The sequence below is a fragment of the Candidatus Pelagibacter sp. Uisw_090 genome, assembly GCF_047717845.1.
Taxonomy (GTDB): domain Bacteria; phylum Pseudomonadota; class Alphaproteobacteria; order Pelagibacterales; family Pelagibacteraceae; genus Pelagibacter.
In genome coordinates this window covers 127,501-145,319 of sequence record NZ_CP159810.1, presented here as the reverse complement: position 1 = coordinate 145,319, position 17,819 = coordinate 127,501, and the positions used below count along the sequence as shown (strand labels likewise).

The following is a 17,819-nucleotide window of genomic DNA, read 5'->3' as shown; positions in this document are numbered from 1 at the left end:
TTATCCTTCTAACATTTCTCTTGCATCAAAATTTAACTGCATATCTTTCCATCTCTCATAACCCGTACTAGGCACTCTAAGAGGTTGGCAAAGTTTTATAGCTCTTAATGCACTTTCAGCTAATACTTTATAAAATCCTTGTCCAGGACTATTCATTCTAGCATGGTCAAGAATCTCTGTTCTTATAATAGAGCCATCTGGTTTTAATTGTAACTTAATTCTAACTAATAAATCTTCGTTAAATGGCAGCCCTAGAGGAATACTCCAACATCCAAAAATTTGAGCTTTTAGGGCATCTTCTTCACTTAATGTTAATCCACCAAAATCCATTTCTTTATCTTGATCTTGAGTAACTTTATCTAATTTTTTATTTGTTTCGGCACTCTCAGTCTTGGATTTATCAATTAATGCTGCAATATCATTGGTATCAAATAGTTCTTTTTTTTCAAATTCTGAAATTTGTTTAATTTCCGTCTCTACTTTTTCAGGATTTTGTTTTTCATCTTTAATTTTCTTAATTTTTTCTATTTTTTCATCAGGTAATGGAACGGCGTCAGGTTTTTGTTTTTTTATTTTTTTTGGTGGTGCTTGTTCAGAAACTAGTTTTTTTTCTTTCTCTTTAACTTTCTCTATTATTTTTTTTGCCTTAGGTGCAAAGGGAATATTGGTTTTGTCTGTGATTTGAATGAGTTCAACTGACACAATAGGTGGAAGATCAATCGGTTTTTTGGCAAGAAATGGTAAGCTCATAGCTGTAATTATGACTAGCAAAGTATGGAATCCAAAAGAAATAATGACATTTCTATTCACTTTAATTACCTCTCTTTATATGGCTCAGAAATTAATGCTACTTTAGTAAAGCCAGAACCAGATAACATTCCCATTATTTCTAAAACTCTACCATAGTTTATTGATTTATCTCCTCGAACATAAATTCTAGTATCTGTTCTATTTTTAGATACAGCTAAAATTTTTGCTATTATTTTATCGTACTCAACTTTAGACTCTTGAATAAATATTTCACCCTTTGAGTTAATGGATAAAGTTAATGGTTCTAATTCTTCGGGCAATGAATCTGCTGAGCTTTCAGGTAAATCAACTTGTATTCCAACTGTTAATAATGGTGCTGTTACCATAAAAATAATTAATAATACCAACATTACGTCTACAAAAGGTGTAACATTAATTTCACTCATAGGTTCTTTAGATGAACGGTTGAGTTTAAAAGCCATTTTATATTATTGATAAAAATCTTTTAGAAAAGTTTTCTAATTTTTGTGAATATTTTTTAGAGTCGTTATTATATTTATTATAAGCGACAACCGCTGGGATTGCGACCAATAAACCTAGTGCTGTTGCAAATAAAGCTTCTGCTATTCCGGGTGCTACAATAGCCAAGCTTGTATTTCTTGAAATTGCAATCGATTGAAATGAATTCATTATTCCCCAAACTGTTCCAAATAAACCTATAAATGGAGCGGTAGATCCAACTGTTGCCAAAAATGTAAACCCTTTTTCAAGTGTTACTATTTGTTTTTCAATATTGACCTCAAGCACACTGCTCATTCTTTCGCTAAGATTGGATTTATTTTTTGCTTTTAATAAAGTTTGCATTGAATCTTTAAATAATAAAGCCATGGGGTTATCTAAGTCTGCTGGCAGACTATTGTAGAAAGTTTCTGCTGATTTCGATTTCCAAAATTTTTCCTCGAATTCTTCTGATTCTAAGTTAATTTTTTTAAATAATCTAAATTTTTCAATGATTACTGCCCATGAGTAAATAGAGCAGCCAATTAACATAAGTATTACAGATTTTACAATAAAATCTGCTCGTATAAATAAGCTCCATAAGGAAAAATCTGTATTTGATGCGAGTCCTACTGCTTGAGATGTAATATCAGCTTCCATAATTAAGATTTCACACTTAAATGTGTCATGAATTTGACTTTATTAGATTTAATTTACTCTTCTAATTTATAGGTTTCGTAATAAAAACTAGCAATCAAGATTGCATCAGCTTTATTTGAGTCTTTTTTTCTTAATAATTGTGATGAAAAATAAGGAAATACCTCTATCGCTTTAGTTCTGCTGGCATCTTTTTCAGAATTTATAAGATTAAAATATTTTTTCCATTTAGCAGGTCTTACAAAATACATTGATAATTGCATGGCAGAGCATATGCCTTTTAAAATTCCAAAAGATTGACCAAAATTAAACATACTGGTTACACCTTGTCCTGGCATGGCTGAAACTTGTTCTATTACAACTTTAATTTCTTCTTTTTTTAAATTTTTAATGCGCAAAGAAATTTCATGATAAATTTGAGCACCATTAACTTGTTTTTTATTTTTTTTACCCTCTGCCATATTTGGCATTTCCACTACATCTATTATTTTCCCATCTTCAAAAAAACAAATAGAGCCCGTTATGCCTGGGTCGATTCCAATTATAAGCATTAATTATTTCCAAAATTTATGTTTGAAAAAACGTTTTGAACGTCATCATCGTCTTCTAGTGTTTCTAAAAAATTAATTGCAGCTTCTACTTTATCTTTTTCAACGTCAACACTATTTAAAGGTACCCACTCAATTTTAGTTGAAATAAAATTTGCAATTGTTTTCTCTAATTTTTTTTTTACAATATAAATCTCATTCATTGCACATTGAATCTCGTGATAATCATCGTGTGAAATACATTCGTCAGCTCCTGATTCAATTGCTAATTCAAAAATTTGTTCATCAGATATTTCTTTTTTATCTATCTTAATAATGCCCAGTTGATTAAAATTATGTGATGCCGATCCCTGTGTCCCTAAATTTCCACCACTTTTTACAAATATAGTTCTAACATTGGAGGCAGTTCTATTTTTATTATCTGTTAATGCCTCTACAATCACAGCTATCTTATCTGGACCAAATCCTTCATATCTTAAATTCTCATAATTAGTTTCAGTATTAGCAGATGATTTAGCAATAGCTCTTTCGATATTATCTTTGGGCATGTTAGCTGACTTTGCAGCTTGAATTGCAGATCTAAGTCTTGGATTCATATCTGAGTCTTTGTCACCCAATTTTGCAGCTACACTAATTTCTTTTGATAATTTAGAAAATATTTTAGATCTTTGCTTGTCAGCTTTACCTTTAGAATGTTTTATACTTGCCCACTTTGAATGACCTGACATAATAATTAATGAGAATTTTTTAATTCTCCTCCATGTATAAAATTTTCTACGTTTTTTGCTAACCCTGTTTCTACATCACATTCAACAATCACACCACACAAACTAGCCTCTCCAATTGCTGGAAAATGTTTGGTAGATTTTTTTTTTAAAAATCTGTTAATTGAATTGTCTTTATTCATTCCGATAACAGAATCGTAGTCACCACACATACCTGCATCAGTCTGGTAAGCTGTACCCCCCTTTAATACTCTCGTATCATTTGTTGGAATGTGTGTATGAGTACCAATAACTAGTGTTGCATTACCATCAAAAAAATGACCCATGGCCGCTTTTTCACTTGTTATTTCGCCATGAAAATCAACTAATAGAAAATCATAATCTTCTTTTAGCTTATATTTTTTCAAAAATTTTTCAGCAGCTTCAAATACATCTTCACATTTTTTCATAAAAACATTTCCCATCAAATTAAGCACACCAACTTTCATGTTATTTTTAGCTGTGAATATTCCAAATCCTTTTCCAGGCGATGGTTCAAATAAATTTTTAGGTCTGAGAAGCCTGTTTTCCTTTTCAATATGATTCATTGTTTCTTTTTGATCCCACACGTGGTTACCAGTTGTAACCACGTCTACTCCACAATTAAAAAAATCTTTACATATTTCTTCTGTAATGCCCACACCGCTGTCAGCTGCATTTTCACCATTAACAACTACGAAGTCAATTTTTTCATTTTTTATTTTTGCAAGTAAACTGCTCAAAACCATCGATCGTCCTGAAATACCAACCACGTCACCTAAAAAAAGTATTTTCATTTTATAATATATTTATTTGTTACAATATAATCTAATTTTTGATCATATACATTAATTGGCACTTTATCTATTTTCTGAATCGAAAGAGCTAAGCCTATCTTTATAACATTTTTTTTTTTTGATAATTTTTCAATTAATCGATCATAATATCCACCACCATATCCAAGTCTGTTTAAATTTTTATCAAATGCCACCAAAGGAATTAACAAAATATCTGGGTAAACTAGATTTTTGGTTTCTGGCTCAGGTATTCCATATTTGTTTACTTTTAATGGATCAAAGAATGACCATTTATAAAAATCCATCTGAAAATTTTTCTTAATTACGGGTAAGGAAATATTAAATCTATTTTTTTCGAATTTTCTTAACAATACCAAATCATCTATCTCAAAGTTTACAGGATAATATCCACCTATAATTTTTTTATTAATTTTTTCCTTTTTAAGAATTTTTATTATTTGATTAAAATCAATTTGAATTTTTTTTTTATTAGTTTTCTCTCTAATCTTAAGAATTTTCTTTCTTAATTTAGATTTTAACACAAGTCTACTGGACTGGATTTTCTAAATTTGCTTTTTCGACAAAACTTTCAATTTCATCTGCAGCTTCTTCAATTATTTTCTCATAATCTTCTTTATTCTTTTCTATTTCTTTTTTAAAATCTTCATGATCTTGAGATAACCGTTTCATTTCTTCTTCTTTTTGATCTCTATAATCATAAACTAAAGACTTTAGTTCTCTAAATTTATTTGAAAGATTTGTTAACTCATTCTTTTTCTGTTCTACTTTTTTTTTAGTTTCAAAATATTCATCCATTATTTGAACTGCTGTAATTAATAAAAGTTTATTCTCCCCTATGTTTCCTAAATCATTCTTTAAATTGCTGAATTTTTGATTAATATGAGTTAACAGCTCCTCTAAGTGCTCTTCTTGTCCATCATCACAAGAAAGCAGAAAATCTTTACCATTAAATTTAATATTTACATTTGCCATTTGTCTATTTCTTCCAATAAAGTATCCGTTTCTTGATTTAATTCATCTATTTTTTCTGAAAATTCTATTTCTTTTTTTTGTTCATCTATTTTTTGTTGATTAATATCCTCTAATTTTTGATTAAGGGCCCTGAATTCACTTTCTAGATTTTGATATTTTTCTTCTATTTGTTTTTTTTCAATTTCTAATTGATTTTTTTGAGAACTTAAATTTTCCAGATTAGTCTTTAAGGATGGGTTTTGTAAATCTAAACTCTTTAATCTATTAAGGGCAAAACTAAGTTTTTTTTCTTTTTCACTGTCTGTTTTCATATATATATATTTATATTATTAAATTGAGTCTTCTAAGTCTAGATAGGATATTTTTGAACAAACTACATAAAGATTTATCAAACGCAATAAGGTTTTTGTCAATAGATGCTGTTGAAAAAGCAAACTCCGGACATCCTGGTATGCCCATGGGGATGGCTGATGTGGCAACAGTTTTGTTTAAAAATTTTCTTAAATTTAATCCAAAAAATCCAAATTGGCTTAATCGAGATAGATTTGTTTTATCTGCTGGTCATGGATCTATGCTTCTTTACTCTTTGTTACACTTAACTGGTTACAAAAGTATCTCTTTAAATGATATTAAAAATTTTAGACAATTAAAATCTATTTGTGCAGGACATCCTGAATATCATCCTGGCACTGGAATTGAAACAACAACAGGTCCACTTGGGCAAGGAATTGCTAACTCTGTTGGATTTGCAATTGCTGAAGAAATTTTAAAAAAAAAGATTAGGTAAAGAAGTAATAAACCATAAAACATATGTTTTAGCTGGAGACGGATGTTTAATGGAAGGAATTAGTCATGAAGCAATGAGTTTAGCTGGTCATTTAAAATTAAAAAACCTAGTTATGCTTTTTGATAACAACTCAATATCAATAGATGGACCAACTAATTTAGCAGTTTCAGATAATTTTAAAAAGAGATTTGAAAGTTATGGCTGGGATTATATTTTAATTAATGGTCATAATGAAAAAGAAATTTTTACAGCATTAAAAAAAGTTCAAAATGCAAAAAAACCAACAGTCATTTCATGTAAAACAAAAATTGGTTATGGGTCACCCAATAAGTCAGGAAAAGCCTCTTCACACGGCAGTCCTATTGGTGCAGATGAAATTAAACTAGTTCGAAAAGTGTTAGATTGGAAAAATGAACCTTTTAAAATTCCAAAAAATATTTTGAACGAATGGAGAAAAATTGGTAACAAAGGAGCAAAAATTGAGTCCACCTGGAGCAAAGTTTACAAGAGAAAAAAGCAAGTTATAGATAAAGTTTTCAAAAATAATTTCTCTAAGGCTTTAAAATCTGAGAAACAAAATTCTATTAAAGAAAATAAAGGTTTAGCTTCACGTAAAGCCTCAGAGTTAACTCTAAATGCTCTCACTAAAGAAAATAATACATTAATTGGTGGTTCAGCTGATTTAGCTGGATCTAATAATACTAAAACAAAATATCATAACATTATTAAATCTGCAGATTTTAATGGTGATTATATTCATTACGGTGTCCGAGAGCATGCAATGTCTGGAATAATGAATGGGCTTGCCCTTCATAGTAAATTTATTCCTTATGGTGGTACTTTTTTAATATTTTCTGATTACTGCAAACCTTCAATTCGCTTATCAGCCTTGATGCAGCAGCGTGTTATTTATGTAATGACACATGATTCAATTGGTTTAGGTGAGGATGGTCCAACACATCAACCAATAGAACAACTATCTGGATTAAGATCCATTCCAAACCTAAATGTTTTTAGGCCCGCAGATAGAATGGAAACTATAGAGTGCTGGGAATTAGCATTGAAAAATTCAGGAACACCGAGTGTATTATCTTTAACTAGACAAAACCTTGATCCTATTCGAAAAAAATATTCAAATATAAACAAATGCTCTTTCGGAGCGTATGAAGTTTTGAGAACTAACAAAAAAGTTAAGTTAACTATACTAGCTAGTGGTTCTGAGGTTAATTTAGCAATTGAAGCTAGTCATAAATTGGCCAAAGATAAGATATACTCTAAAGTTGTATCAGTACCTTGCCAAGATGTTTTTGACCTACAATCAAAATCCTATAAACAAAAAATTCTTGGTGAAACAAAATTTAAAATATCTGTTGAAGCTGCCTCAACAGATTGTTGGAGAAAATATATTGGAACAGAAGGTTTGGCTTTTGGAATTGATACGTTTGGGAAAAGCGCTCCCTACAAAGAGATTTACAAATATTTTGGATTAACGGCAGAAAATATTTCAAAAAAAACCAAAAACCTAATAAAAGGTTAAATATGACAATTAAAGTTGGAATCAATGGAATGGGAAGAATTGGCAGAATGGTAATTCGTGCAATTATTGAAAGCCAAAATAAAAATATAGAAATTAAACATATTAATAACAGATCCAATTCTGAAGCAAGTTGCACTTTAATTAAATATGATTCAATCCATGGAAAATTTAATGCAGATTTAGACTTTGATGAAAATCACTTAATTATAGATAAAAGTAAAATTTCATTTTCTCAAGAATCTAATATTGAAGATATAAATTGGAAAAAATCTGATGTTGACTACGTTTTTGAATGTACTGGAAAATTTAACTCTAAAGAAAAATTATTATCTCACATAAAAAATGGAGCAAAAAAGGTTATTGTTTCTGCACCGTGTAAAGATGCGGACAAAACTATCGTTTATGGAGTAAATGAAAATATTTTAACTAAAGACGATCAAATTATTTCTGCAGCCTCTTGTACAACTAACTGCCTGGCTCCTGTTGCCAATGTTTTAAATGAAAATTTTGAAATTGAAAAAGGATTTATGACAACTATTCATGCTTTTACTAGTGATCAAAGAATTTTAGATAATTCACACAAAGATCCTAGAAGAGCCAGATCTGCTAGTCAATCAATTGTCCCAACATCTACAGGGGCATTAAAAGCAATAGGTGAAATTATTCCTTCCTTAAAAGGAAAACTTGAAGGTGTGGCCATGAGAGTTCCCACTCCTAATGTTTCACTAATAGAGTTTGTTTTTTGTACAAAAAAAGAAATAACAAAAGAAAAAATTAATGAAGCTTTTACTACTGCTTCTAAAAAACAATCTAAAAGAGTTTTAGAAATTACTCATGAAAAACTAGTGTCAATTGATTTTAATCACAACTCCACATCAGCAACCATAGATGCTTCATTAACAAGTGTTGTTGGTAGTAATATGGGGAAAATATCAGCCTGGTACGATAACGAATGGGGTTTTTCAAATAGAATGTGTGATATCGCTGAATATCTCGATCAAATCTCTTAATGAGAAATATAAAGGACGAGACCAATCTTAATCAAAAAAAAGTATTGCTTAGGTTAGATTTAAACGTTCCATTAAATAATGGAAAAATTACTGATACAACTCGAATAGATAAAATTTTACCTACTATTAACTTTTTATTAAAAAGTAACACTAAGGTTATAATACTGTCTCATGTTGGTAGACCTAAAGGTAAAGTTGTAAATGAGCTTTCTCTTAAACCGATATGTGAAAGTCTAAAAAATAAATTAAACCAAGATATAAGGCTCATTTCCAAAAATATAAAAAAAATTAAATCTACCGACCTATTTGATGCTAATAATGAAAAAATTGTAATACTGGAAAATCTTAGATTTTATGAAGAGGAAGAAAAAAATGACAATGTGTTTGCAAGACATTTAGCAAGTCTAGCTGACATTTATGTTAATGATGCTTTCTCATGCTCACATAGAGCACACGCCTCAATTTTTGAAATCACTAAATTCATTCCTTCATACGCTGGCCTTCAATTGAATCTAGAAATTGATGCTTTAAGCAAGATTACCTCTGAGATTAAAAAACCTATAACCTGTATTATTGGTGGTTCCAAGATATCAACTAAGATCAATGTTATTAAAAATTTAATACCTAAATTTGATAATATTATAATTGTTGGAGGAATGGCTAATAACGTACTCAAATTCAAAGGTCATAATATTGGTAAATCTATTCAAGAAGATAATTGTGATAAAATAATAGAAGAAATTTTTTCACTTTCAATAAAAAAAAATTGCAAGATAATTTATCCTGAAGATGTCACTGTAGGAAAAGACTTAAATGGATCAGCGCAAATAAAAGAGTTAAACGATGTTTCTGAAAATGAGTTAATTTTGGACATTGGTCCTAAATCAATAAAGAATATTAACAATATTATTGAAGAAAGTAACACTATTTTATGGAATGGTCCCGCTGGTTACTTTGAAAACCCAAGTTTTGCTAAAGGGAGTTTAGAAATTATGAAAAAAATTGTTGAAAAAAATAAAGCTAATACTATTTATTCAGTAGCGGGAGGTGGAGATACAGTTGCTTTATTAAATAGTGTGGGTGCGGTTAATAATTTTGATTTTGTTTCAACTGCTGGTGGGGCTTTTTTAGAATATCTTGAAGGAAAAGAGCTTCCTGGTATAAAAGCTTTAAATTAATATGTCTGAATTAAATAAAATTGCTTTAAAAGTTTTGTCAAATGGTAAGGGTATACTTGCGGCTGATGAAAGTACTGGAACCATGACTAAGAGACTTGAAGCTATAAATGTTCCATCGTCTTCTAAAAATAGACTTTTATTTAGAGAAACCCTTTTCTCTTCTGAGGGAATGAAAAATTATATTGGTGGGGTAATTTTGTATGATGAAACAATTAAACAAACTTCAAATTCAAATAAAACTATACCCGATCTAATCTCTTCTTCCGGTGCTGTTCCTGGAATAAAAGTAGATACTGGTGCAAAAGTTTTAGCAGGCTCACCTGAAGAAAAAATTACAGAAGGCCTAGATGGCTTAAGAGAAAGACTAAAAGAATACTACAAGCTTGGAGCTAGATTTACGAAGTGGAGAGGAGTTTATAATATTTCAAATAAGTACCCAAGTAAATTGTCAATTCACTCAAATGCTCATGCTCTTGCAAGATACTCTGCACTCGTTCAAGAGTGTGGAATGGTTCCAATAGTAGAACCAGAAGTTTTGATGGATGGAAACCATTCAGCAGAAGATTGTTTTAACAAAACTTCAGAAGTTATTAAAAAATGTTTTGAGGAATTAATACTTAATAAAATCGATTTAACTGGAATAATATTAAAACCAAATATGATTCTACCAGGAAATAAATCTGGTGAAGAATTATCAAGTGAAGAAGTTGCCAAACTCACTTTAAAATGTCTTAAAGAAAATGTACCAACAAGTGTACCAGGAATTGCTTTTTTATCAGGAGGTCAAACAGAAATACAGGCAACTGAAAATTTAAACTTGATCAATAAAAACAACGATACGAATTTTATTATGACCTATTCATATGGAAGAGCTTTGCAACAAAGCGCACTTAAATTTTGGTCAAAAGATATTAAAAATATCAATGGTACTCAAAGAATCTTCAACCACAGGGCTAATATGTGCACACTTGCGGCTCAAGGCAAATGGTCAGCAGAACTTGAAGCAAAATAAAATAGACAAGAAATTTGTTTATTTAATTTCCCCAAACAAAATAAAGGATGAAAATTTTTATATTAATTTAGCTCTTATATTAAGCTCAGGAAAGGTAAGTTTCTTTCAGTTAAGACTTAAAAAAGAAACAAATCTAAATAAACTGATTATTGGTAAAAAAATTAGGAAAATTTGCAAGAAATATAAAGTTAAATTCTTAATTAACGATGATCCTCTACTTGCTAAAAAACTTAATGCAGACGGTTGTCATTTAGGTCAAAAAGATATGGATCTGATAAAAGCCAGAAAAATATTAAAGAATAAAATTATTGGTATCACTTGTCATAATTCTATTAATTTAGCAAAGAGAGCTATTGAGGCTGGTGCTGATTATTTAGCTTTTGGAGCGTTTTATGCGTCTAAAACTAAAATAGTTAAATATAGAGCTAGTTTAACAATATTAAAATCTGTTAAAAAAATAACATCTCTGCCAATAGTGGTCATTGGTGGCATAAAGCTTAATAATTATAGAAAACTTTTATTGAATAAAGCTAACTTTTTAGCTATTTCAGGCTACATTTGGAATAATAAAAAATACAAACCATTAGAAGCTATTAAAAAATTAAAATGAAATTATACGCAAGTGAAATTAGAGTTGGCATGTTAATTGAATACAAAAATGATCTTTGGCAAGTTCTAAAAACACAACACGTTAAGCCTGGTAAAGGTGGTGCATTTGCACAAGTTGAAATGAAAAGTGTAAATAAAAATACAAAATTAAATGAAAGATTTAGATCAAGTGAATCTGTGGAAAAAGCATCACTAGATGAAACAAAATTTAATTATCTTTATGATGATGAGACAGATTATCATTTTATGAACCCCAAGTCATATGAACAAATTAATATTAAGAAAGAGGTTGTTGGTGACAAGGGTAAAATGCTGACAGAAAACTTAGAGGTAAGCATAAGCTTTTACAACGAAGAGCCGCTAATGGTAGGGTTACCAAATCAAGTCACATGTACAATTGAAACAACCGATGTAGCACTTAAGGGTCAAACAGTTTCCTCTTCTTATAAGCCTGCAACTTTAGACAATGGAATAAATATTCAAGTACCTCCCTTTATTGATAGTGGTGATAAAGTCATAATTGATACAAGAACTATGGAATATATAAAAAAAATATAAATCTTATGCAATCAATATCAGCTAATCTAAATATTATGATAAAGGCTGCTGAAAAAGCTTCTAGAGCTTTAATTAGAGATTTTGGAGAAGTAGAAAAGTTACAAGTTTCAATCAAAGGTCCAACTGACTTTGTTTCAAATGCTGATTTAAAAGCAGAAAAAATAATTATTGAAGAATTAAAAAAAGCAAGACCTTACTATTCCATTATCAGTGAAGAAGATGGTTCTGAAGAAAATAAAGATAAAAATAATACTTGGATTATAGATCCTATAGATGGTACCACAAATTTTTTACATGGTGTTCCCCACTTTGCAATATCAATCGCACTAAAATCTGGAGATGAAATAGTTTCAGGATTAATTTATGATCCAATAAAAGATGAGATGTTCTATGCTGAAAAAGAAAATGGTGCTTTTTTTAATAACCAAAGGATTAGAGTTTCAAAAAAAAGGGATCTTAATAGCTGCTTATTTGCTACAGGGGGTTCATCCAAAAATGAAGTTGATTTACCTTTAAGAAAATCTGGAAGTGCAGCACTTGATATAGCCTACGTTGCAGCCGGAAGATATGATGGTTATTTTCAAAATGATCTTAATTTATGGGATATAGCAGCGGGTATAATAATTTTAAAAGAGGCCGGTGGGATGATTAATGAAATAAACCTATCTCAAAATCAAAACATCAAAATAAGAGCTTCTAGCATGGCAATTAATGACAAAATGCTTGAAAAATTAAAGAACTTTTAATTGTTTTATAAAATTCTTTTGCTATAAGTCACGATATGAAAAAAGACATACACCCAAACTACCATACCATAAAAGTAGAGATGACTGATGGAACTCAATTTGAAACAAGATCAACTTGGGGAAAAGAAGGAGAGGTCCTAAAATTAGAGATTGATCCAAAATCACACGCTGCTTGGACAGGTGGAAAGCAAAAATTAATGGATAAGGGTCGTGTTAGTAAATTCAATAAGAAATTCCAAAACTTCAGATCAGAAAAAAAGGATTAAATGTCAAACGTACCATTGATGCCAATGGCGACCGCTGTTTGGCTAGTAGAAAATACAACTCTTACATTCAAACAAATTTCAAAATTTTGTAATTTGCATGAAGTAGAGGTTCAAGGCATTGCAGATGGTGAAGTTGCAAAAGGGATAATGGCTTATAATCCAATTATATCTGGCCAACTCACTAGAGAAGAAATTGAACTAGCATCAAAAAATGAAAATAAAGACCTACAAATAAAAAATACTGATATTGAAATATCAACTGAAGATAAAAAAGTTAAAAAATATATTCCATTATCCAAAAGACAGGATAAACCAGATTCTGCTTTATGGTTAATTAGATACCATTCACTTTTAAAAGATTCTCAAATAGCAAAATTAGTTGGAGTGACTAAAAGTTCAGTAACCTCAATTAAAAATAAAAGTTACTGGAACTATAATAATTTAAACCCTAAAGATCCTGTTGCATTGGGTCTTTTTTCTCAAAAAGACTTAATTGAAGCTATTGAAAAAGCTGAAAGAAGAATAAAAAGAGAAAAAAAAGAAAAAGAAAAAGCAAGACAATCAAGAGAAGTTTCAAACAATGAATAAATTTAATAGACATCAAAATTTTATAATGATAATCACTCACCTTTAGAAATATTTATGAAAATAGAAGTTAAAGATAACAATATTGAACAAGCGCTAAGAGTTCTAAAAAGAAAACTACAACGTGATGGATTCTTTAAGGTTGTAAAACTAAAGAGTGTTTATGAAAAACCCTCTGAAAAGAAAAAAAGAATTTTACAAGAAAATATTAAAAGAGTTAAAAAGCTTAATAAACTTAAAAATAGAATTTAAATATACCGCGGGGTGGAGCAGTCTGGTAGCTCGTCAGGCTCATAACCTGAAGGTCGGCGGTTCAAATCCGTCCCCCGCAACCAAAATCAGCTAAATTTTAAACCTTGATTTTTTACTATCAACTAAAAAAGCTTTAATTGTTTCTTTAGTTAGTTGATCAAAAGTTTTTCCAAAGTTTTCTATTTTTTCAATAGTTGTTGGTGGGATAGTAATAATATGACAGCCTAATTGCTTTGCTTGTAAATAATTATAAGGCTCTCTAACACTCGCCCAGAGTATCTCAACATTTTTAAATTTTTTTGCCATTTTTATGCTTCTTTTAAATTCTGGAACTGGGTCCTTACCAGCATCAGCTGCTCTACCTGCAAATATTGAAATTATAACTTTAGTTTTCTTGTTGATTAATTTAAGAATTTTTTCTGTCTGTTTAGCGCTATATATTGCAGTAATATTAAGTTTAATATCTAAATTATTAAGCTCTTTAATAATTTTACCCATAAAAATACCCTTGGAATTGACAACTGGTATTTTTACATAAACATTCTTTCCCCAGGTATTAATCTGAAGGGCTTGCTTTTTCATCTCTTTATATTCGTCAGCAAACACCTCTAATGAAACAGGTTTATTATTACAAATTTTTAATATTTTTTCTGAATAAGATTTATAATCTTTTGCCCCTGCTTTTCTCATTAAACTTGGGTTAGTTGTAAAGCCTTTAACAATCTTTTTTTTATTAAATTTTTTAATTAAGTCTAGTTCTGCAATATCGCAAAATATTTTAGTTTTCATTAATTTAAAGATTTTTAGTTATATCTTCAGTCATTTTTTTAGCATCTGCAAATAACATTAAAGTATTTTCTTTGTAAAATAAATCATTATCAATGCCAGCATATCCGGGGGATAAGCTTCTTTTTACAAATAGTACGGATTTGCATTTTTCAACATCCAAAACTGGCATTCCATAGATTGGACTTTGTGGGTCATTTTTTGCAGCAGGATTAGTTACATCGTTTGCACCTATCACAAACGCTACATCTGCATTAGCAAAATCATTATTTATCTCTTCTAATTCAAAAACTTCATCATAGGGCACATTGGCTTCAGCTAATAATACATTCATGTGTCCTGGCATTCTTCCTGCCACTGGGTGAATAGCATAAGAAACTTTAATATCATTTTTCTTAAGTGTATCTACCATCTCTCTTAATGCATGCTGTGCTTGAGCCACCGCCATTCCATAGCCTGGAACAATTATAACTGATGATGCATTTTTCATTAAAAAAGCTGCGTCTTCTGCATTTCCACTTTTAACGGGTCTATGTTCCTTACTTTCAGAAGATGCGGATTGTTCTGTTGCACCAAACCCACCCAATATAACATTAAAGAAAGAACGGTTCATACCTTTACACATTATATAGGATAAGATTGCACCTGAAGAGCCTACAAGGGCACCTGTTATAATCAATGCACTATTTTCTAAGGTAAACCCTATTCCCGCTGCAGCCCAACCCGAGTAAGAATTTAACATGGAAATTACTACTGGCATATCTGCTCCACCAATTGGGATAATTAATAAAAACCCTATCAAAAATGAAACTGCTAATAATATCCAAAAAAAATTAGGAGACTGCGTTGAACACAATAAGTAGGTTAAAATTATAATTGAAATCAATAATAAGGCATTAAACAAATGCTGCCCTTTAAAAGTTATTGGCGAACCAGACATTATTCCTTGAAGTTTTAAAAAAGCAATTATTGAACCTGAAAATGTTATAGCTCCAACAGCAGCTCCTATTGACATCTCAATTAAGCTTGCAAGTTTTATGCTTCCTGGAGACCCGAGATTAAAAGCTTCTGGGTTTAAAAAAGCTGATATTGCAACAAATACAGCTGATAATCCTACCAGACTATGAAACCCTGCTACTAATTCTGGCATAGCAGTCATTGGTATTTTATAAGCTATGAATGCTCCAATCAATCCACCTATTAATAAAAAGATTAGCACATAGATCAATCCGCTAGAAAAACTTCCCACAGATAAGAAAGTAACTGTAATGGCAATTGTCATCCCAAAAATTCCAAAAAAATTACCTTGCCTTGAAGTTTCAGGCGATGAAAGACCCCTTAATGCTAATATAAATAAAACACCTGATACTAAATAAAAAATTGCTGATAAATTCGCTGACATTATTGTTTATCTTTCTTCTTTTTTTTATACATTTGAAGCATTCTTTGGGTGACTAAAAATCCTCCAAATATATTAACTGCAGCAAGTGATATCGCTAAAAAACCCAGAACATTAGAGGTTGTTAAAACATTATCTGAATTTCCAGCTAAGCCTGCAATTATAGCTCCTACAATGATTACTGAGGATATCGCATTAGTAACTGACATTAATGGTGTGTGCAAAGATGGTGTTACACTCCATACCACATAATATCCTATAAAAATTGACAGAATGAATATGCTTAATCTAAATATAAAAGGGTCTATTTCCATAACTTTATTTTATTAGTGTTTTTTCAATTATTTCGTCTTCTAAATTAATATTGATTTTTTTATTTTCTTTATCATATAAATTTGACACAAAATTAAATACATTTTTTGAGTATAAGTTTGAAGCTGAAACAGAGAGTTTATTAAGAATATTTTTTTCACCCATAATCTTTACACCATTTTTAATTATTATTTTATCAACTTCAGTGAACTCTGAGTTTCCTCCTTGAGCTGCAGCTAAATCATAAATAACAGAGCCTGATTGCATATTTTCAATCATTGGGCCTTTAATAATTAATGGAGCTTTTTTACCTGGAATTAAAGCGGTACATATCACAATATCAATTTTTTTTAAAGTTTCTGCCAACAGATCTTCTTGTTTTTTTTTAAACTCATCAGATGCTTCTTTTGCATACCCACTTTCTGTCTCAAGATTTTCAGATCCTTCAATAGATAAAAATTTTCCACCTAAACTTTCAACTTGTTCTTTCGAGGTAATTCTTACGTCTGTTGCAAACACAATCGCTCCCATTCTTTTTGCAGTTGCAATTGCTTGAAGGCCCGCAACACCCGCACCTACCACTAATACTTTTGCTGCTGGAATTGTGCCTGCGGCAGTCATCATCATTGGTATTGCTTTTTCAAAATTTGAGAATGACTCTATTACAGCTTTATAACCAGCAAGATTGGCTTGTGAAGAAAGGATGTCCATCGATTGTGCTCTAGTTATTCTAGGAAGCATTTCTAAAGAAAAAATATTAATATTTTTTTTAGATAAATTTTCTATTTTTTCTTTATTAGTGTAAGGATTAAATGCTCCAACTAGTGTTTGATTTTCTTTTAAATTTGAAAGATTTTCATCAGACAATAAACCCAGCTGCACAATGATATCGGCCGTGTTTAAAATTTCATTATTATTAGAAACTTCAACACCTAATTCTTTATAATCACTATCTTTAAATCCCAAGTGTTCACCATATTTTTCAGCTATGGTAATTTCAAGACCAAGTGCTTTATATTTTTTTGCAATCTCAGGGGTGATTGCAATTCTTTTTTCTATATTTTGATTTTCTAAAACTGAAGCGATTCTCATAGAGTTGACTCTATAGTAGGAATATGGCCATTAAAACTAAAACAGTTATTACAGCGACAGTTCCCCACAATACAAATTTTGTAAAATTGCTCCATGTATCCTTATGGTTTTGATTGTCCATAAAAATTACTTTTGTCTTGCTTTGAATTTTGGGTTTGTTTTATTGATTATGTAAACTCTACCTCTTCTTCTAACTAATTTAGAATTAAGGTCTCTTTTTTTAAGTGATTTTAATGAGCTTTTTATTTTCATAATTTTTTTTTAGCCGGCAATGTCCTACTCTTCCGTGTCTTAAGACAAAGTACCATTGGCGCTGAAGGGCTTGACTTCCGAGTTCGGAATGGGATCGGGTATAACTCCTTCGCAATAATCACCGGCAGAGGTCTTTTATCAAGATTTTGTTATTTGTAAACCTATTTAATTAGATATATTTAAGCTTAATAGCAATATATTTAAGCTTTTTTAAGCAGGCCAATGCATATGCATAAATAGAAAAAGTAATACTTGCTATCAAGACTGCAAATAAAATGTCAAATTATTCTATTTAGGATTAAAATTTAACTAGTAATAAAGTATTTTTTTGCACTAAGAAATATTTTTTAAAAAATTTGACACATAATCTTTTAAATCTATTTTACCAAAACGTTTATGAACTTTATTGGATAAATGTATACTTACCACAGAAGAAGAAAATCTTTCACCGT

At 30.2% G+C, this 17,819-nt stretch carries 25 protein-coding genes, 1 tRNA gene, 1 rRNA gene and 1 pseudogene (1 of these 28 running past the window's edge); 11 read left to right on the top strand and 17 right to left on the bottom strand.

The window, feature by feature from the left end:
• The 9 genes from ABXT58_RS00780 to ABXT58_RS00740 are packed head-to-tail and all read right to left on the bottom strand — an operon-like array spanning position 1 to position 5,297.
• Positions 1–810, bottom strand: a complete 810-nt coding sequence (locus ABXT58_RS00780; RefSeq protein WP_415304169.1) for an energy transducer TonB — start codon at positions 808–810, stop codon at positions 1–3.
• A gap of 5 nt (positions 811–815) precedes the next feature.
• Complete coding sequence (gene tolR / locus ABXT58_RS00775; RefSeq protein ID WP_168606651.1) at positions 816–1,232, bottom strand: protein TolR; 417 nt, start codon at positions 1,230–1,232, stop codon at positions 816–818.
• Between the two features lies 1 nt (position 1,233).
• A complete protein-coding gene (gene tolQ, locus ABXT58_RS00770; RefSeq protein ID WP_415304168.1) occupies positions 1,234–1,908 on the bottom strand; it encodes a protein TolQ in 675 nt (224 codons plus the stop codon).
• Between the two features lie 53 nt (positions 1,909–1,961).
• A complete protein-coding gene (locus ABXT58_RS00765) occupies positions 1,962–2,456 on the bottom strand; it encodes a crossover junction endodeoxyribonuclease (RefSeq protein WP_415304167.1) in 495 nt (164 codons plus the stop codon).
• Positions 2,456–3,181, bottom strand: coding sequence for a YebC/PmpR family DNA-binding transcriptional regulator (locus ABXT58_RS00760; RefSeq protein WP_415304166.1), 726 nt, complete (start codon positions 3,179–3,181; stop codon positions 2,456–2,458). The genes ABXT58_RS00765 and ABXT58_RS00760 overlap by 1 nt, the downstream gene beginning before the upstream one ends.
• A gap of 5 nt (positions 3,182–3,186) precedes the next feature.
• On the bottom strand, positions 3,187–3,993 hold the full coding sequence (locus ABXT58_RS00755) for a TIGR00282 family metallophosphoesterase (RefSeq protein ID WP_415304165.1): 807 nt from the start codon (positions 3,991–3,993) through the stop codon (positions 3,187–3,189).
• The gene (locus ABXT58_RS00750; RefSeq protein WP_415304164.1) at positions 3,990–4,535 is read right to left on the bottom strand and encodes a 5-formyltetrahydrofolate cyclo-ligase; all 546 of its coding nucleotides are present in this window, start codon (positions 4,533–4,535) and stop codon (positions 3,990–3,992) included. The genes ABXT58_RS00755 and ABXT58_RS00750 overlap by 4 nt, the downstream gene beginning before the upstream one ends.
• Before the next feature lie 4 nt (positions 4,536–4,539).
• Positions 4,540–4,986, bottom strand: a complete 447-nt coding sequence (locus ABXT58_RS00745; RefSeq protein ID WP_415304163.1) for a cell division protein ZapA — start codon at positions 4,984–4,986, stop codon at positions 4,540–4,542.
• Positions 4,974–5,297 (bottom strand): 5-formyltetrahydrofolate cyclo-ligase, encoded by a 324-nt coding sequence (locus ABXT58_RS00740; RefSeq protein WP_415304162.1) that lies wholly within the window; start codon positions 5,295–5,297, stop codon positions 4,974–4,976. Before ABXT58_RS00740 ends, ABXT58_RS00745 begins: the two co-directional genes overlap by 13 nt.
• 53 nt (positions 5,298–5,350) lie before the next feature.
• On the opposite strand from ABXT58_RS00740, the pseudogene tkt reads away from it, so the two are divergent.
• From tkt to ABXT58_RS00685, 11 genes and pseudogenes are all read left to right on the top strand, one after another.
• Positions 5,351–7,310: pseudogene (gene tkt, locus ABXT58_RS00735) on the top strand (transketolase).
• A gap of 2 nt (positions 7,311–7,312) precedes the next feature.
• Positions 7,313–8,320, top strand: coding sequence for a type I glyceraldehyde-3-phosphate dehydrogenase (gene gap, locus ABXT58_RS00730; RefSeq protein WP_415304161.1), 1,008 nt, complete (start codon positions 7,313–7,315; stop codon positions 8,318–8,320).
• The gene (locus tag ABXT58_RS00725) at positions 8,320–9,498 is read left to right on the top strand and encodes a phosphoglycerate kinase (RefSeq protein WP_415304160.1); all 1,179 of its coding nucleotides are present in this window, start codon (positions 8,320–8,322) and stop codon (positions 9,496–9,498) included. Before gap ends, ABXT58_RS00725 begins: the two co-directional genes overlap by 1 nt.
• Before the next feature lies 1 nt (position 9,499).
• Entirely contained in the window at positions 9,500–10,510 is a 1,011-nt protein-coding gene (locus tag ABXT58_RS00720) for a class I fructose-bisphosphate aldolase (protein ID WP_415304159.1), read from the top strand.
• A complete protein-coding gene (gene thiE, locus ABXT58_RS00715) occupies positions 10,497–11,120 on the top strand; it encodes a thiamine phosphate synthase (protein WP_415304158.1) in 624 nt (207 codons plus the stop codon). Before ABXT58_RS00720 ends, thiE begins: the two co-directional genes overlap by 14 nt.
• Entirely contained in the window at positions 11,117–11,677 is a 561-nt protein-coding gene (gene efp / locus ABXT58_RS00710; RefSeq protein ID WP_415304157.1) for an elongation factor P, read from the top strand. The genes thiE and efp overlap by 4 nt, the downstream gene beginning before the upstream one ends.
• A gap of 5 nt (positions 11,678–11,682) precedes the next feature.
• On the top strand, positions 11,683–12,423 hold the full coding sequence (locus ABXT58_RS00705; RefSeq protein ID WP_415304156.1) for an inositol monophosphatase family protein: 741 nt from the start codon (positions 11,683–11,685) through the stop codon (positions 12,421–12,423).
• A 35-nt stretch (positions 12,424–12,458) separates the two neighbouring features.
• Entirely contained in the window at positions 12,459–12,689 is a 231-nt protein-coding gene (rpmE, locus tag ABXT58_RS00700; RefSeq protein ID WP_271512504.1) for a 50S ribosomal protein L31, read from the top strand.
• Positions 12,690–13,277, top strand: coding sequence for a cell cycle transcriptional regulator TrcR (locus tag ABXT58_RS00695; RefSeq protein ID WP_415304155.1), 588 nt, complete (start codon positions 12,690–12,692; stop codon positions 13,275–13,277).
• Between the two features lie 54 nt (positions 13,278–13,331).
• Positions 13,332–13,526, top strand: coding sequence for a 30S ribosomal protein S21 (gene rpsU, locus ABXT58_RS00690; RefSeq protein ID WP_006997326.1), 195 nt, complete (start codon positions 13,332–13,334; stop codon positions 13,524–13,526).
• Positions 13,527–13,532: 6 nt separating this feature from the next.
• Positions 13,533–13,609: transfer RNA gene (locus ABXT58_RS00685), tRNA-Met, on the top strand.
• Positions 13,610–13,616: 7 nt separating this feature from the next.
• Here ABXT58_RS00685 and ABXT58_RS00680 read toward each other — a convergent pair.
• From ABXT58_RS00680 to ABXT58_RS00645, 8 genes are all read right to left on the bottom strand, one after another.
• Positions 13,617–14,315, bottom strand: a complete 699-nt coding sequence (locus tag ABXT58_RS00680; protein WP_415304154.1) for a transaldolase family protein — start codon at positions 14,313–14,315, stop codon at positions 13,617–13,619.
• 4 nt (positions 14,316–14,319) lie between these two features.
• Positions 14,320–15,714 (bottom strand): NAD(P)(+) transhydrogenase (Re/Si-specific) subunit beta, encoded by a 1,395-nt coding sequence (locus ABXT58_RS00675; protein ID WP_415304153.1) that lies wholly within the window; start codon positions 15,712–15,714, stop codon positions 14,320–14,322.
• Positions 15,714–16,025, bottom strand: coding sequence for a proton-translocating transhydrogenase family protein (locus ABXT58_RS00670; RefSeq protein ID WP_415304152.1), 312 nt, complete (start codon positions 16,023–16,025; stop codon positions 15,714–15,716). Before ABXT58_RS00670 ends, ABXT58_RS00675 begins: the two co-directional genes overlap by 1 nt.
• A 4-nt stretch (positions 16,026–16,029) precedes the next feature.
• Entirely contained in the window at positions 16,030–17,115 is a 1,086-nt protein-coding gene (locus ABXT58_RS00665) for a Re/Si-specific NAD(P)(+) transhydrogenase subunit alpha (RefSeq protein WP_415304151.1), read from the bottom strand.
• A gap of 10 nt (positions 17,116–17,125) precedes the next feature.
• A complete protein-coding gene (locus ABXT58_RS00660) occupies positions 17,126–17,236 on the bottom strand; it encodes an aa3-type cytochrome c oxidase subunit IV (RefSeq protein ID WP_415304150.1) in 111 nt (36 codons plus the stop codon).
• A 5-nt stretch (positions 17,237–17,241) separates the two neighbouring features.
• Entirely contained in the window at positions 17,242–17,367 is a 126-nt protein-coding gene (gene ykgO / locus ABXT58_RS00655; protein ID WP_006997331.1) for a type B 50S ribosomal protein L36, read from the bottom strand.
• An 11-nt stretch (positions 17,368–17,378) separates the two neighbouring features.
• Positions 17,379–17,493, bottom strand: a 5S ribosomal RNA gene (rrf, locus tag ABXT58_RS00650).
• 207 nt (positions 17,494–17,700) lie between these two features.
• Positions 17,701–17,819, bottom strand: partial view of an NAD-dependent epimerase/dehydratase family protein gene (locus tag ABXT58_RS00645; protein ID WP_415304149.1) — the end only. Its footprint extends 769 nt past the window's final position; only the last 119 of its 888 coding nucleotides appear in the window; the start codon falls outside the window, past its right edge; it ends in the stop codon at positions 17,701–17,703.

Bases quoted from the DNA above. Each gene is read 5' to 3' on its own strand.
- tolR (WP_168606651.1), bottom strand. From the start codon at position 1,232: ATGGCTTTTAAACTCAACCGTTCATCTAAAGAACCTATGAGTGAAATT.
- tolQ (WP_415304168.1), bottom strand. From the start codon at position 1,908: ATGGAAGCTGATATTACATCTCAAGCAGTAGGACTCGCATCAAATACA.
- ABXT58_RS00765 (WP_415304167.1), bottom strand. From the start codon at position 2,456: ATGCTTATAATTGGAATCGACCCAGGCATAACGGGCTCTATTTGTTTT.
- ABXT58_RS00760 (WP_415304166.1), bottom strand. From the start codon at position 3,181: ATGTCAGGTCATTCAAAGTGGGCAAGTATAAAACATTCTAAAGGTAAA.
- ABXT58_RS00755 (WP_415304165.1), bottom strand. From the start codon at position 3,993: ATGAAAATACTTTTTTTAGGTGACGTGGTTGGTATTTCAGGACGATCG.
- ABXT58_RS00745 (WP_415304163.1), bottom strand. From the start codon at position 4,986: ATGGCAAATGTAAATATTAAATTTAATGGTAAAGATTTTCTGCTTTCT.
- ABXT58_RS00740 (WP_415304162.1), bottom strand. From the start codon at position 5,297: ATGAAAACAGACAGTGAAAAAGAAAAAAAACTTAGTTTTGCCCTTAAT.
- gap (WP_415304161.1), top strand. From the start codon at position 7,313: ATGACAATTAAAGTTGGAATCAATGGAATGGGAAGAATTGGCAGAATG.
- ABXT58_RS00725 (WP_415304160.1), top strand. From the start codon at position 8,320: ATGAGAAATATAAAGGACGAGACCAATCTTAATCAAAAAAAAGTATTG.
- ABXT58_RS00720 (WP_415304159.1), top strand. From the start codon at position 9,500: ATGTCTGAATTAAATAAAATTGCTTTAAAAGTTTTGTCAAATGGTAAG.
- efp (WP_415304157.1), top strand. From the start codon at position 11,117: ATGAAATTATACGCAAGTGAAATTAGAGTTGGCATGTTAATTGAATAC.
- ABXT58_RS00705 (WP_415304156.1), top strand. From the start codon at position 11,683: ATGCAATCAATATCAGCTAATCTAAATATTATGATAAAGGCTGCTGAA.
- rpmE (WP_271512504.1), top strand. From the start codon at position 12,459: ATGAAAAAAGACATACACCCAAACTACCATACCATAAAAGTAGAGATG.
- ABXT58_RS00695 (WP_415304155.1), top strand. From the start codon at position 12,690: ATGTCAAACGTACCATTGATGCCAATGGCGACCGCTGTTTGGCTAGTA.
- rpsU (WP_006997326.1), top strand. From the start codon at position 13,332: ATGAAAATAGAAGTTAAAGATAACAATATTGAACAAGCGCTAAGAGTT.
- ABXT58_RS00680 (WP_415304154.1), bottom strand. From the start codon at position 14,315: ATGAAAACTAAAATATTTTGCGATATTGCAGAACTAGACTTAATTAAA.
- ABXT58_RS00675 (WP_415304153.1), bottom strand. From the start codon at position 15,714: ATGTCAGCGAATTTATCAGCAATTTTTTATTTAGTATCAGGTGTTTTA.
- ABXT58_RS00670 (WP_415304152.1), bottom strand. From the start codon at position 16,025: ATGGAAATAGACCCTTTTATATTTAGATTAAGCATATTCATTCTGTCA.
- ABXT58_RS00665 (WP_415304151.1), bottom strand. From the start codon at position 17,115: ATGAGAATCGCTTCAGTTTTAGAAAATCAAAATATAGAAAAAAGAATT.
- ABXT58_RS00660 (WP_415304150.1), bottom strand. From the start codon at position 17,236: ATGGACAATCAAAACCATAAGGATACATGGAGCAATTTTACAAAATTT.
- ykgO (WP_006997331.1), bottom strand. From the start codon at position 17,367: ATGAAAATAAAAAGCTCATTAAAATCACTTAAAAAAAGAGACCTTAAT.